The sequence below is a fragment of the Streptomyces sp. NPDC058459 genome, assembly GCF_042721685.1.
Classification (GTDB): Bacteria; Actinomycetota; Actinomycetes; order Streptomycetales; family Streptomycetaceae; genus Streptomyces.
In genome coordinates this window covers 1-13,590 of the sequence record NZ_JBHXLV010000177.1, presented here as the reverse complement: position 1 = coordinate 13,590, position 13,590 = coordinate 1, and the positions used below count along the sequence as shown (strand labels likewise).

11 protein-coding genes are annotated in these 13,590 nt (G+C 72.9%); 2 read left to right on the top strand and 9 right to left on the bottom strand.

The genetic code is table 11. The annotated features are described in order from the left end of the window. Positions 1-78: 78 nt before the first annotated feature. The 8 genes from ACFWN1_RS25630 to ACFWN1_RS25595 all read right to left on the bottom strand — a co-directional run bounded on the left by ACFWN1_RS25630 (position 79) and on the right by ACFWN1_RS25595 (position 11,351). Positions 79-966, bottom strand: a complete 888-nt coding sequence (locus ACFWN1_RS25630) for a FadR/GntR family transcriptional regulator (protein ID WP_384366403.1) — start codon at positions 964-966, stop codon at positions 79-81. Positions 967-1,128: 162 nt separating this feature from the next. Then, positions 1,129-3,051, bottom strand: a complete 1,923-nt coding sequence (locus ACFWN1_RS25625; RefSeq protein ID WP_384366400.1) for an ATP-binding cassette domain-containing protein — start codon at positions 3,049-3,051, stop codon at positions 1,129-1,131. 161 nt (positions 3,052-3,212) lie between these two features. Next, a complete protein-coding gene (locus ACFWN1_RS25620; RefSeq protein ID WP_384366397.1) occupies positions 3,213-3,971 on the bottom strand; it encodes an NUDIX domain-containing protein in 759 nt (252 codons plus the stop codon). A 105-nt stretch (positions 3,972-4,076) separates the two neighbouring features. Next, positions 4,077-5,576, bottom strand: coding sequence for a DUF4192 family protein (locus ACFWN1_RS25615; protein ID WP_384366394.1), 1,500 nt, complete (start codon positions 5,574-5,576; stop codon positions 4,077-4,079). A gap of 160 nt (positions 5,577-5,736) precedes the next feature. Continuing rightward, the gene (locus tag ACFWN1_RS25610) at positions 5,737-7,899 is read right to left on the bottom strand and encodes a RecQ family ATP-dependent DNA helicase (protein WP_384366391.1); all 2,163 of its coding nucleotides are present in this window, start codon (positions 7,897-7,899) and stop codon (positions 5,737-5,739) included. A 42-nt stretch (positions 7,900-7,941) separates the two neighbouring features. Continuing rightward, a complete protein-coding gene (locus ACFWN1_RS25605; RefSeq protein WP_384366388.1) occupies positions 7,942-9,216 on the bottom strand; it encodes an MFS transporter in 1,275 nt (424 codons plus the stop codon). A 105-nt stretch (positions 9,217-9,321) separates the two neighbouring features. Then, on the bottom strand, positions 9,322-10,299 hold the full coding sequence (locus ACFWN1_RS25600; RefSeq protein ID WP_384366385.1) for an NAD-dependent epimerase/dehydratase family protein: 978 nt from the start codon (positions 10,297-10,299) through the stop codon (positions 9,322-9,324). After that, positions 10,296-11,351 carry a ScbA/BarX family gamma-butyrolactone biosynthesis protein gene (locus ACFWN1_RS25595; protein ID WP_384366382.1) on the bottom strand — a complete coding sequence of 352 codons (1,056 nt, stop codon included), beginning with the start codon at positions 11,349-11,351 and terminating at the stop codon, positions 10,296-10,298. The genes ACFWN1_RS25600 and ACFWN1_RS25595 overlap by 4 nt, the downstream gene beginning before the upstream one ends. A 121-nt stretch (positions 11,352-11,472) precedes the next feature. On the opposite strand from ACFWN1_RS25595, the gene ACFWN1_RS25590 reads away from it, so the two are divergent. Then, positions 11,473-12,189, top strand: a complete 717-nt coding sequence (locus ACFWN1_RS25590) for a ScbR family autoregulator-binding transcription factor (RefSeq protein WP_384366379.1) — start codon at positions 11,473-11,475, stop codon at positions 12,187-12,189. 30 nt (positions 12,190-12,219) lie between these two features. Here the strand turns inward: ACFWN1_RS25590 and ACFWN1_RS25585 are convergent, their stop codons facing one another. Further along, positions 12,220-12,597: a winged helix-turn-helix transcriptional regulator gene (locus ACFWN1_RS25585; RefSeq protein WP_384366375.1), complete on the bottom strand. Its 378-nt coding sequence runs from the start codon at positions 12,595-12,597 to the stop codon at positions 12,220-12,222. A gap of 319 nt (positions 12,598-12,916) precedes the next feature. On the opposite strand from ACFWN1_RS25585, the gene ACFWN1_RS25580 reads away from it, so the two are divergent. Next, complete coding sequence (locus ACFWN1_RS25580; protein ID WP_384366372.1) at positions 12,917-13,537, top strand: hypothetical protein; 621 nt, start codon at positions 12,917-12,919, stop codon at positions 13,535-13,537. The last annotated feature ends 53 nt before the right edge of the window (positions 13,538-13,590 follow it).

The following is a 13,590-nucleotide window of genomic DNA, read 5'->3' as shown; positions in this document are numbered from 1 at the left end:
GGCGGGAGCCGGTCGCGGTGCCGCCATCTCGATCACTGGGGCGCGCCGCACGGGCGGGCGCGCCGTCCCCGTTCGCCGTCAGTGCTCGCGCGGAGCGGGAACCACGCGCTCCACCTCGGGGTGGACGACGAGCAGCTGCCGCATGGCCCCCTCAGCCACGGCACCGTCACCGCTGCCGAGCCCCTCCACGATGCGCGCGTGCTGGGCGACGGACGCCTCGGTCGGCCGCTCGCATCCCGTGGCGGGGCCGCCGGAGACCTGGAGGGCGGCGGAGACGATCCCTGACAGGTGCTCCAGCATCCGGTTGCCCGCGACCTGGATGAGCAGCGCGTGGAATTCGGAGTCGGCGCGCGAGAAGTTCAGGGCGTCGCCCTGGGCGAGGGCGTGGCTCATGATCTCGACCAGGTCGACGAGGCGCTGCTGCACGTCCTCGCGGCCGTGTCCGGCGGCGAGGCGGGCGGCGAGCGGCTCGATCGTCCAGCGCAGCTCGTTCAGCTCGCGGCGCTGGTCGTCGCGCTGCGGGCCGAAGGCGCGCCATTCGATGATGTCCGGGTCGAGCAGGTTCCAGTCGCTCACCGGGCGCACGCGGGTGCCGACGTTCGGCCGGGCGCTGACGAGGCCTTTGGCCTCCAGGACGCGGAGCGACTCGCGCACCACGGTGCGGGAGACCTCGAATCGCTGGCCGATCTCCTCCGGCACCAGTGGGCGGTCGGCTCCCAGGTCGCCGGAGACGATCATCTGACCGAGCTGCTGAACGAGCTGGCCGTGCAATCCGCGCCCTCGGCTGCCCGCGGCGCGCCGGCCCACGCGGCCCAGGTCGGAATCGGCGCCCTCCCAGGCGGGCGCCACCACGCGGTCGGCCATCGGGGCCTCGGCGTAGGGGTAGCGGTCGAGTTCGCCCGGTCCGGTGAGGCCGGAGTCGGCGGAGCGGGCGGCGGTCATCATGGTGTGCGCAAGGGTACTCACGCATCATTTGTCGGCGTTGCCTCCAACTGCCTTGAGGGCTTTGGTGAAAAGCACACGAAAGGGTGATCGCTCACCCCGTCGCAATTGACGCCTTATCGGAAATAAACGGGCTTTCTGTGGGGAGTTGTGTGCACGGCGGCACTGAAATCGCACCTCGGGGGCTCATCTCGCCCTGGCGCGCAGCGTCGTGATCACATACGCGCACAGGAGCGCGGCGAGCGACAACGTCATCGCGCCACCGACGGGTTGAACGACCACACGGGCAAGACCGAGCAGATAGCGCTCACCCCCGAAGGGCCACTGGAGCAGGAGAACCTCCCGCATCCGCTGGTGAATCCCGGCCGCGACTCGCACATACGAGCCTTCGAACAGCCGGTGTACGAGCGGTACGACGCCCACCGGCATCGCCAGGACGGCGGCCAGTCCCGCCGCGGTGGACCGGAAGACACCGGCCGCGAGCACGCCGGCCCACGCGCAGCCGACGACGAGCGCCAGCCAACTCGCGCACAGCGGCAGCCAGTCCCCGGGCACCTGGACCAGTGCCCGGCCATAGACGAGGTAGAGCAGCTCGGCGTCGCAGCCGAGGGTCAGAAACGCCAGCGTTCCGGCGGTGATTCCGGAGACGGCGAGCTTCGCGGTGAGCAGCCCCAGCCGGCGGGGAACGGTGCCGCGATCCGCCGCCAGCGCGGGGTGCCGGAACTCGTCCCCGAAGGCGAGCGCCCCGAGCAGCCCCGCCGCGAGCGCGACGGGCGGCAGCGGCAGTTCGCGCGGCCAGGCGGCGAACAGGCGCGCCTGCGGGGTGTGCCCGATACGGGCCAGCACCACGGCGGTGACGGCGGACACCGCGAGGGCGACCCCGCACACGACGAAGCCGGTGCTGATCCCGGTGGCGCGCCGGAGTTCGTACCGCAGTGGGCGGAGGGGACTGCGTACGGAGCGGACGGCGATGGGGAGTGGCAGGGGATCGGGGGCCTCACCGGTCCCGGCTTCCCTCGGAACCGGGGTTTCTGGAGCGGGGGCTTCTGGAGCGGCGGCTTCCAGAGCAGGTACCTCCGGCTCGGGGGACTTCGAAGCAGGGACCTCTGGGGCAGGGGACTCCGAAGCAGGGACCTTCGGTGCAGGGGGCTCCGAAGCAGGTACCTCCGGCAGCGGCGCAGCCGGCTCTTCGGCCCGTTCGGGATCACCGAGCGGCCGCTCGGCCGCGGTCTCCGCCCGCATGTCACCCACCTCATGCGCGAGTTGATGGATGAGGATGCCGTGACGGAAGGCCGCCTCCCCGATGTCCGCGGTGGTGCTGCCGTACACGGAGAGGCGGTTGCCCTCCTCGCGGACGACCTCCACGGAACGCCGTTCGGCACGGGCCTCCTTGGTGAGCAGGTCCGCCAGGCGCGCGGCGTGGGGGCTGCGGACGGCGACGCGTGGGCGGAGCCGGGTGCGGGCGAACTCCTCCCCCGCCAGGTCGGCGACGATCCGGCCCGCTTCGAGGGTGAGGATGTGATCGGCGTCGCGGGCGGCCTCCTTGGGGTCGGCGGTCGTGAGGAGTACGGCACCCCCCTGACCGGCGTACTCCCGCAGCGTGGTGTGCAGCCAGCGCGCCTCGGGGATGGAGAGTCCGGCGGCGGGTTCGTCCAGCACGAGGGTGTGCGGGTCGGGGAGCAGGGCGCAGGCGAGACCGAGCCGGCGGTCCATGCCGAGGGACAGCGTGCCGAGCCGTTCCTCACGGAGGCCGACGAGGCCGACCTCCTCGAGAACCTCGTCCGCCCGCCGGGCTGGGACTCCGGCCGCCGCGCAGAGCATGCGCAGATGGCCCCGGACGGTGCGAGAGGGGTGTCCGGGCACGTCACCGAGGAGCACGCCGACTTCGCGGGAGGGGTGGGCGATGCAGTGCAGGGGGCGCCCTCTGAAGTAGGTGATGCCGCGCCCTCGCTGGAGTTCGAGCATCAGCCTGAGCACCGTCGTCCTGCCCGAGCCCACCGCTCCGAGGAGGGCGGTCACATGCCCGGAGCGCGCCTCGAAGGAGACGTCTTCGACGGCGGGTGGCTGGGTTTGGGGGGAATCACTGGTCAGTCCGACAGCCTGGATCACCTGACGCAAGATAGCGGTCAATGTCACGTTTTACGGGAATCACCCCTTGTGTCCGTCAGTTGTTCGGTGGAGGGTCAACCTGCATGGCGCACTTGCCCGATGAGCGCCCGGAGCGCAGCCGCCGCCCAACTGCCGCGCGGACGGTGGCTCGACGCCCGGCCTCAGACCTCGGGGCGGAGCATCGGGGGGTTGAGCAGGGTGGCACCACCCGCCCTGAAGAGCTGGGCGGGCCTGCCGCCCTGGCGTGTGGTGGTGCCGCCCGTGGGGACGAGGAACCCGGGGGTGCCAGTGACCTTGCGGTGGAAGTTGCGCGGGTCGAGCGCCACGCCCCAGACCGCCTCGTAGACGCGCCGCAGCTCGCCGACGGTGAACTCCGGCGGGCAGAACGCGGTGGCCAGCGAGGAGTACTCGATCTTGGAACGCGCGCGTTCCACCCCGTCGGAGAGAATCTGGGCATGGTCGAAGGCCAGGGGAGCCATCGGTTCGTCCTCCCGGGCGTAGCCCCCGTGCTGGAGGAGTTCCTCCACCGGTGCCCAGCGCGCGTTGCTCGCGTCGCCGCCCGCGCGCGGGGCGGGGAGGTCCGGCGCGAGGGCGAGGTGGGCGACGCTGACCACGCGCATCCGGGGGTCGCGCTTCGGGTCGCCGTACGTGGCCAGCTGTTCCAGGTGGGCTCCGTTGTCCTGCGCCGGGGTCGCCGGATCGTGGGCGCGGAGTCCGGTCTCCTCGGTCAGCTCTCGGGATGCCGCCTGGGACAGGTCCTCGTCGTCCCGTACGAAGCCGCCGGGGAGCGCCCACCGCCCCTGGAACGGAGGCTCGCCCCTGCGTACCGCCAGCGCGCACAGGGCGTGGCGGCGCACGGTCAGCACGACCAGGTCCACGGTGACGGCGAAGGGCGGGAACGCTGACGGGTCGTAGGGCATGCCGCGATCCTAGTCGTCTCCCTGACGATAAACACTCCGTTCGCTGGGAGGACCGGTGAATCCGCGGGGACCGGACGCAGAGGTCGGGCGGGCAGGTGCGGCCGCTCATCCGTCCTCCCGCCTGCCGCATGCGCGGCCGGCGGGGGACGGCTGGGCGGGCGGGCGGTTCGCTCGGCAGGTTCGGTCCTGGGGCCGCTGGGGGCGGGGGCCCGGTTCGCCGGGGCCGGTGGTGCGGGTCCGCCGCTTCCGGCGGACGGGAGCGGCAGGGGTCGAGGCGGCATTCGCCGTGGGGTTCTCCGCGCCGGGCACGGCGCCCGGAGGGACGGCGGCATCCTCCACGGCGGGGGTGGCGTCCGGAGGGAGCTGGGAGCGGGTTTTCTGCTCAGGAAAGCTCCGCCCCTTCGGGGGCCGCGTGTCCTTCGCCCCCGGCCCTCGTCCTTCCCGCTCCGGGCGGAGGCACCGGCGGATGGATTCCGGGTCCAGACCCTCGTTGCACGCCCGGTGCAGGAGTTGGGCGAAGAGGTACTCCGGGTCCGCGCCGAGGGCCATGGCCAGGGCTTCTCGGGCCTCCAGTTCGTCACCGGTCGACCAGGCGACCCACCCGGCCAGGGTCAGCGGAGCCGCCGCGTGCTCGCGGTACGGGCCGACGCAGCGGCGGGCCAGCGCCCGCCAGAGCCGCAGGGCGGGAGCACCTTCGTCGCCCTCCATCCAGGCGGCCGCCCGGTCGCGGGTCGAGCGGTCCTGAAGGCCGAGGATGAGGGTCGCCGCCTCGTCGTACCCGAGGAGCGCGTCGTCGCGGACGTCCGCCGGGTGGATGCCCGGCACCGGCGCGGCCTCGCTGAACCGCTGGATGACGCGTGCGGCCAGCTCCAGGGTCTCCTCGGCCACCTCGGCCCGGCTCGCGTCGTCCAGGATGCGGGGTACCAGAGCCATGCCCGCGGTGTCCAGCGCGACCTCCTGCTCCAGCGCGGCCGAGGTCTCCCAGGGCTGCATCCTCACGCGCAGCTCCTTGAGCGAGCCCCGCACCTGGATGCCGGCGTAGGTGGCCGCGGCCGCCATGGCCGAGGTGCCCGGCATGCCCACCGGCGTGCCCTCGGGCGGGCAGCAGCTCTCGACCGGGCAGACATAGGACCAGAAGCGGGTGTCCGAGACGCACAGCGCCTCGATCACCGGTACGTCGAGACCACCGCACTCCGTGCGCAGCAACTGGGCGAGCGGGGCGAGCCGGAGCATCACGTCCCGCCCCGACTCGCCCGGTCGTGGCTCCTGGCAGACATAGGCCACGATCCGGTCGGGCCGGGCACCGCGCCGTCGCGCGCCGATCACCAGCCCTCTGGCGATCTGCCGCGCCGCGGCCGGCCAGTCCTCGGCCCCGGCCGGAATACCCAGCCGGGCGCGCCCGCCGAAGTTGCCGCGGTCGAGCAGACTGACCAGCACCATGCTGTCCTCCGGGCGATGTCCCAGAAGGTAGGGCAGCGCGTCGGCCAGCTCGGCCGCGGTGCGCAGGGCGACCGGGGTGTCGGGCGTGATCTGCCCCGTGAAAGGCGCTCCCGCCGCGATGTCACCGTTCTCGAAGGGTTCGGTCGTTTCGCCGTGATTCGTCATGCGCTGACAATCCCGCGGATCTCGAAATCCCGCTCGACCCTGTGGACAAGTCGGATCAGGAACACGACAACCGGTCCGGACCCGCCCGCGCGGCCGCTGACCGGCGCCACCCCCTGCCCTCACCCCCGTGCCCCCACCCCGTGGCCCCCACCCCATGCCCTCACCCCGCCGCCGCCAGCACCAGCGGCAGCACCTCAGCCGCCCCCGCCCTGCGCAGCAGCCGCGCAGCGACCGCCAGGGTCCACCCGGACTCGGTCCGGTCGTCCACGAGCAGCACCGGGCCGGGAGCACCGGCCAGAGCGGCGGCCGGCTCCCCCGGCACCGTGAACGCCGAGGCCAGCGCCTGGAGCCGCTGAGCGGAGTTGCTGCGATGCGCCTGATGCGCCCCGGCCTCCCCCGTGTACGCGAGCGCGCCCAGGTACGGCAGGCGGCCGATCGCGGCCACCCGTTCCGCGAGGGACGCGACCAGCTGAGGCCGGGTCAGCGAGGGCATGGCGACGACGCCGACCGGGCGGGCCATGGCGTCCGGGGTGTTCGACGCCCACCCACCGGGCGAGCGAGCCCAGTCCGCGAGGACCTCCACCACGGCCTTCAGCACGTCCTCCGGAACCGGACCGTCGGGTGCCTGCTCGGCCAGCAGCGGCCGCAGGCGGTTGCCCCAGCCGATGTCCGAGAGCCTCCCGAGGGCACGTCCGGTGGCGCACTGCTCCTTCGCCGGGATGCGGCCCTTGAGGTCGATGCCCAGCGCGGGCATCCCGGTGGGCCACATGCGGCGGGGCGCGATCTCCACGCCGGGCCGGTCCAGCTCACCGGCGGCGGCCGACAGTGCCTCGGCGGAGACGGCGGTGTCGACCCAGGCGCCCGCGCAGTTGTCGCAGCGCCCGCACGGGGTCACCTCCACGTCGTCCAGCTGGCGGCGCAGGAACGCCATCCGGCACTCGGCCATGCCGACGTAGTCCCGCATGGCCTGCTGCTCGGCGGCGCGCTGCCGGGCGACCCACGCATAGCGTTCCGCGTCGTAGACCCAGTCGGCGCCGGTGGCCGTCCAGCCGCCCTTCACACGGTGGACGGCGCCGTCCACGTCCAGCACCTTCAGCATCAGCTCCAGCCGGGTGCGCCGCAGGTCCACCAGCGATTCCAGCGCGGGCACGGACAGCGGGCGGCCCGCGTCGGCGAGCGCGGCCAGGGTCTGGCGGACCTGTGCCTCGGGCGGGAAGGCGACCTCGGCGAAGTACCGCCAGATCGCCTCGTCCTCCTTGCCCGGCAGCAGCAGCACGTCGGCGTGCTCCACGCCTCGGCCCGCGCGGCCCACCTGCTGGTAGTAGGAGATCGGGGAGGACGGCGAGCCGAGGTGGACGACGAAGCCCAGGTCCGGCTTGTCGAAGCCCATGCCCAGCGCGGAGGTCGCGACCAGGGCCTTGACCCGGTTGTCCTGCAGGTCGGCCTCGGCCTGCAGGCGGTCGGCGTTCTCCGTGCGGCCGGTGTAGGAGGCGACGGCGAAGCCGCGCGCGCGGAGGTAGCCGGTCACCTCCTCGGCGGCCGAGACGGTCAGGGTGTAGATGATCCCCGAGCCCGGCAGCTCGTTCAGGTGCTCCGCAAGCCAGGCCAGCCGGTGCGCGGCATCAGGCAGCCGCACCATACCGAGCCGCAGGCTCTCCCGGTCCAGAGGGCCGCGCAGCACCAGTGCCTCGCCCGCGCCGGTGCCCAGTTGCTCAGCCACGTCGGCCGTCACGCGCGCGTTGGCGGTGGCGGTGGTGGCGAGCACGGGGACGCCCGGCGCCAGCTCCTGGAGCATCGTCCGGAGCCTGCGGTAGTCGGGGCGGAAGTCGTGACCCCAGTCGGAGATGCAGTGCGCCTCGTCCACGACCAGCAGGCCGGTGGTGGCCGCCAGCTTGGGCAGCATGCGGTCGCGGAAGTCGACGGAGTTGAGGCGTTCCGGACTCACCAGCAGCACGTCGACCTCGCCGCGCCCGACCTCCTCGTGGATGACGTCCCACTCCTCGGGGTTGGCCGAGTTGATGGTGCGGGCCTGGATACCGGCCCGCGCGGCCGACTCGACCTGGTTGCGCATCAGCGCCAGCAGCGGCGAGACGATCACCGTGGGACCCGAGCCTCGGCGGCGGAGCAGCGCGGTGGCCACGAAGTACACGGCCGACTTGCCCCAGCCGGTGCGCTGTACGACCAGGGCCCGGCGACGGTCCACGACCAGGGCCTTGACCGCCTCCCACTGGTCCTCCCGCAGCCGGGCCGCTCCCTCAGGGGCGCCGACCAGCTCGGCGAGGACGGTGTCGGCTTCGGTGCGCAGCTGCTCCAGGTCGTTCATGCCCCCATGCAACCGCACCCCACCGACATCCGGCCACTCGCCTTACGGGTGGCTCCCCGTCGGCCGGACCCGTTCATCTCCAGGAGCTGGCAGCGGCGCGTCCGCCCGTGCCCCGGCCAGGGCCACGAGGGCGGCGGTCGACGCAATCGCTCCGCCCGCCCACAGTCCCGAGCGCGCCCCGAGGGTGTGGGTGGCTGCGCCGACAAAGAAGGCGCCGAGCGGGGTGCTGCCTTGCAGGATCACGGTGTAGAGGGCCATCACGCGGCCTCGGTGGGCCGGGTCGCCGCCGAGCTGGATGCGGTGGTTCGCCGCCTGGACGAAGTACAGCGAGGCGAATCCGGTGGGCACCAGCAGCACCAGCGCGACCGGCAGGTTCGGCGCCCACCCCGTGATCACCTCCAGCGCGCCGAACGCACACCCCCAGACCGCCACCAGCCGCGCCGAGGGGCGGCTCCGGCGCAGGGTGCCGACCAGGGCGGCCAGCAGGGAGCCGCCGGCGAGCGCCGCGGTGAGCAGCCCGAAGGAGGCGGCTTCCGTGTGGAACACGACGCGAGCCATGAGCGGCAGTGTCAATGGCAGGTTGAGGCCGAACAGGGCGACCGCCGCGACCAGCGCGAACGTCGTGAGCAGGTCGGGCCGGGTCCGTAGCTGGGCCAGGCCCTCGGTGACGCGGGCGGGTGTGGCCGGGCGGGGCGCGCGGTGCAGCTCCGCCGGGCGCATGGCGCGCAGTGCGGCGACCGTGGCCGTGTAGCTGACGGCGTTGAGGAGCATGGCGGTGCCGGTGCCCGACCACTGGATGAGCAGCCCGGCCAGCGAAGGGCCCAGTACGCGCGCGATGTTGAAGTAGGCGCCGCTGAGCGCGGAGGCGTTGGGGAGCAGTTCGGGGCCCACGAGTTCGGTGATGAAGGACAGCCGGGCCGGTACCTCCACGGCGTTGGCCACGCCGAGCGCGGCGGCCGCGACGTAGACGTGCCACAGCCGGGCTGCGTCGGCGGTCACCAGCAGGCCGAGGGCCAGGGCGAAGACGCCGGAGGCGATGTTGGCGCCGGTCAGCAGGGCACGCTTGTCGTACCGGTCGGCCAGCCGGCCGCCATAGAGGGTCAGCAGGAGGACGGGGGTGAACTGGAGGGCGGTGACGGTGGCGAGGGCCGCGCCCGAGTCGCCGGTCAGCTCCAGTACGAGCCAGTCCTGGGCGACCGCCATCATCCAGGTGCCGGTGGCCGAGGCGATCTGGCCGCCCGCGAAGAGCCGGAAGTTGCGCACCTTCAGGGAGCGCAGGCTGGTGGCGAGCAGGTGGCGGCCGGTTCCTCGCGTCATGATCCGGTCCTATCAGGGGCGTGCGGCTGTGCGCAGAGCCGCGCCGCGCGCGACGCAGATCCCGGCCACGCGCGCGTGGCGGGGATCTCAGAACGTCGCCTCACGTCATCGCGTCCTTTCAAACCCCGGTCGGCTCCCGGCTTCCCGTGGCGGCGACCCGGCCCGGCCGCGATACCAGTCGGCGTACGCCGGGAAGCGCGCGGCGAATCCGGCGCCCGGCCCGACGCCGTACCCGCTCCAGAGCGATTCGTCGGCGAACCAGTGGTCGACGGCGACCATGCCGAGGTGGTGGCGGGCCGCGGGGTGGTCGAGCACCCGCCGCCGCGCGGTCTCCGCCGAGACGCGCGGCGTTTCCGCGCCGAAGAGCCCGAACGTCCCGGCCACGGTGGACAGCAGCGCCTCCCCCGGCACGGGGTCCGGGTGGCTGACGTAGTGGACGCGTCCCACACCGTCCCCGGGACCCCTGGTTGCCACCGCGAACGCGATCCGCCCCAGGGTGTCCGCGTCGATCATGGACTGGAGCCCCGCCCAGCCGTCCGGCAGGCCGCCCAGGGTGCGCAGCAGGGCAAGGATGCCGGGGACCACCCAGCGGTCGCCCCTGCCGTGGACGAGGTGGGGGCGCAGAACCGTTCCGCCCGCCGCGAGGACATGCTCCTCGGCGGCCGCGCGGGTGCGGCTGGTGTCGGACGCCGGGGCGACAGGCAGTTCGCCGGGCCGGGCCGCGCGGAAGGGCCCGCGTCCGTGCACAGCGGCCGTACCGAGGTAGACGAACCGCGCGACTCCGGCCCGCCGCACCTCGTCCGCCAGGGCGCGGGTGCCGAGATCGTTGGCCCGGCGCAGCAGTTCGGCGTCGCCGCCGATCCGCCCGGCGCAGTGCACGACGGCGTCCACGTCCGCGCAGGCGCCGTACAGCGAGACGGGGTCGGTGAGGTCGCCGTGCACGTACTCGACGGCGGGGTCGGGGGTGACCGGCGGGGTGCGGACGAACAGGCGGAGCCTTACGTCCTCGGCGGCGCGGGCGGCGCTCAGGACGTGGCCGCCGATGAAACCACTCGATCCGGTGATGAGGACGCGCCGGGTCATCGGGCCGTCTCCGGATTGTCGCCGAGGGTGGCCGTGAAGACGGCCTCGCCGCCCTGGACGCCCTCCACATGGACCGACACATCACCCTCGGGGGAGGTTTCGCTCCAGGCGCGGACAAGACAGGGCTCGGTCAGTTCGGCGTACCGGTGGAAGGTGATCGCCATCGAGGCCGGCAGGAAGCGGCCCTCCGGAGCCAGCGCGACGGCGGCCTGCCGGGCGGCCTCCAGCAGCACCATTCCGGGGACATGGTCGTTGGCCCGCGCGAAGAGCGTGGGATGGGTGGTGTCGAGCCGCAGCCGCCAGCCGGTCCCTCGCTCGGGCGGCGCGAGCACGACATCCCTGGGATCGAGCCGGCCGACCCGACCGGGCGGTACGGCCTCCAGCAGCGGGACGGGATCGCCGACCGCGGCCGGCCGGTCGCCGCGCATCCTGCGGTAGGCCCGGTCCGAGGTGCATCTGAGGCTCCCCACGCTCGTGGCCAGCAGACGGCCGTCACGCTCGAAGCGGAGCCGGACCCGCATCCTGGCCAGGCTCCCGGAGCGCGGCTCGGCCTCCGCGCAGTGGATGACGACGTCGATCCGGCCGGAGGCGTCGGTGAGGCCGAAGTCGGCGGTGGCGAGGGCGTATTGCATGTCCCGCATGACGAAGTGGTGGTCGGCCGGGACGCCGTACTCGGCGTGGGCCATCATCATGGCGGTCTGCCGTGTGGTCTCCGCGATCAGCAGGGGGTCCTGGTAGCCACCGGGGAGCGGAGCGAAGAAGCGATGACCGGCGGGCCAGTCGACCGCGACCCGATAGCGGTGTTCGGCCAGCCGCGTCCACTCCACGGGGAAGGCGTCGGCGGCGTCCGGCCGGTGGACCAGTTCGGCGGTGGCCCGGCCGCCGCGCGAGGGAGGTTGACCGGCGTCCTCGGAGTCCGGTACAAGAACCAGCGAGCCGGTCTGGTCCTCGGGCGGCGCGGCGGGGTCAGGGGCCTGCGTCATGACCGTCCGTCCGGCCGGAGAGATGCCGGCGACGATGCGATCGGCTATGAAGCTGATGCCTTCAGACATGGATTGCCCTTTGAGTCCGGTGCGGTCAAAGCTCGTTCCCCCTCGACAAAATACTGACAGTCCGGTTCTCTTCGTGTGCAACCCTGATCAAGCTCTGACATAGAAACAGGGGCGACAGCCCATGGCACGCCAAGCACGCGCGATCCAGACCCGCAAGACGATCCTGTTGGCGGCGGCCGCCGTCTTCGACGAACGCGGCTACAGCGCCGCCACGATCACCGAGATCCTCGCGCGCGCCGGGGTCACGAAGGGTGGCCTGTACTTCCACTTCGCCTCCAAGGAGGAGCTGGCGCTCGGCGTGATCGCGGCCCAGCTGGAAGTGGGCCCGCTGCCCCCGCAGCGCACCAAGATGCAGGAACTCATCGACCAGGGGCTGTTGTTCGCGCACCAGTTGCGGCACGACCCGTTGACGCGGGCCAGTGTCGGGCTGGCGATGGACCAGTGGGGGGAGGGGGCGGAGCGGAGCAACCCGTTCCACGGCACCCCCTTCCAGTCCTGGGCGAACCGGCTCACCCAGTTGCTCGTGGAGGCGCGGGAGCGCGGGGAGTTGCTGCCGCACGTCGATCCGGCGGAGACGGCGGACCTGCTCGCCGGTGCCTTCACCGGCGTCCAGTGGATGTCGCAGATCCTGTGCGAGCGTGCGGACCTCAGCGAGCGGGTGACGGTCCTGCTGCGGCACCTCCTGCCCAGCATCACCCTTCCGCAGCTCATGCCCACCCTGGACCTCGCCCCCGACCGCGCCGAACGGCTCCTCGCCCAGCGGCCCGTGGAAGTGGAGGAGGTCATGGAGGAGGGCATGGACGACGAGGGCGACGACGACGCCCGCATCAGCGCCTGAGGCACCGTCCCGCCGGCCGGAACCGCCCGCTCAGCCCGCGTCGAACTCCTGGCGCGCCCGGTCGACCATCGGCAGGTTCTGCGCCGACCAGTCGGCGAGCTGGGCGAAGATCGGCGCGAGGCTGCGCCCGAGCTCGCTGATCTCGTACTCCACGCGCGGCGGCACCTCGGGGTGGTGGGTGCGCACCACCAGGCCGTCCCTCTCCAGCTGGCGCAGCCGCTGAGTGAGCACCTTGGGCGTGATGGTGGCGATGTTCCGCTGGAGCACGAGGAACCGCTGCCGCCCGAACTCGTTCAGGCACCAGAGGATCGGGGTCGTCCAGCGGCTGAAGACGATGTCAAGCACCGGCGAGACCGGACAGGCGAGCGCCGGTTCGACAGACGTGTCCCGCGCCGCCGGTGCGGTCATGCCACCCCTCTTGAGGTAGTCACTTTCCTGTGGGTACCCATTCCGCTCAGGGTAGCCGGCCAGAGAGTCCCGGGTCGCGGTTCGCGGACGACACCCGCCTCAGGCGTCGGCAACGGCCTCCGTGGGTAGGGATATAACCCCCGGACCGTCAGATAAGCATCGGCGGCCTCAATTGCTCGTTGCCGCATCCAAGTTCGACAGCGAGAATTGAGGTCCGCTCCCCGCACGGCTCCCGTGTTCCGGTTGGGCTTTACTGCGGTGCGCGCTCCCCCGAATCCGACCTCGCCCGCAGTGTGGGCGCGTAGCCGAAGGGAGGAACGTGACCTTCGGATTCGCCTCGTCCTCGGCGGCCTCGTTGTCGACGTCCGCGTCCGCCGCTTCCGTGAGCCGTCTGCTCGAACCCGCCGAGTGGGCCGCCGCCGGAATCCCCCTGCTGCGCAACCCGCGCGAGGTCGTCAGCGGCCTGCACGTCCGCCACCGCCCCAGGCCGTCCACCGCGATCGTGGCCGTCCTGGACGCCGACGAACGGCTGCACGCCAGCGCCTCGTTCACCCGGCGCTCCGCCCCGGCGGACGGCTGGATGTTCCGCAACGCCCTGCTGGACCAGTTGCGCCGGGTCATCCCGCACGACCTGCGCCGCCGCACCCCGGTGCGTACCGCCGTGCTGCTGTACTGCCGCGAGGGCGACGCGCGCTGGACGGAGGAGGACGGCGCCTGGATGTGGGGGCTGCGCGACGCCTGCACGCTGCACGGGCTGCGCTGCGGCGCCTACATCACGCTGACGCACGACGGCTGGCAGGTGCTGGGCGAGGGACGCGGCGGACGCCATCCGAACGCGCACTCCGCGCCGGAGTCCTTCGCCCTGTCCCAATCGCCGCCCCTGATGCCGCGCACCGGTGGCCCGGTCTCCGAGGTCATGCGCAGGGCCGCCGCCCGCTGAGCCGGAACCCGGCGGCGTCTCGGGAGACTTCGGGCCCCCGACGTCACCACGGC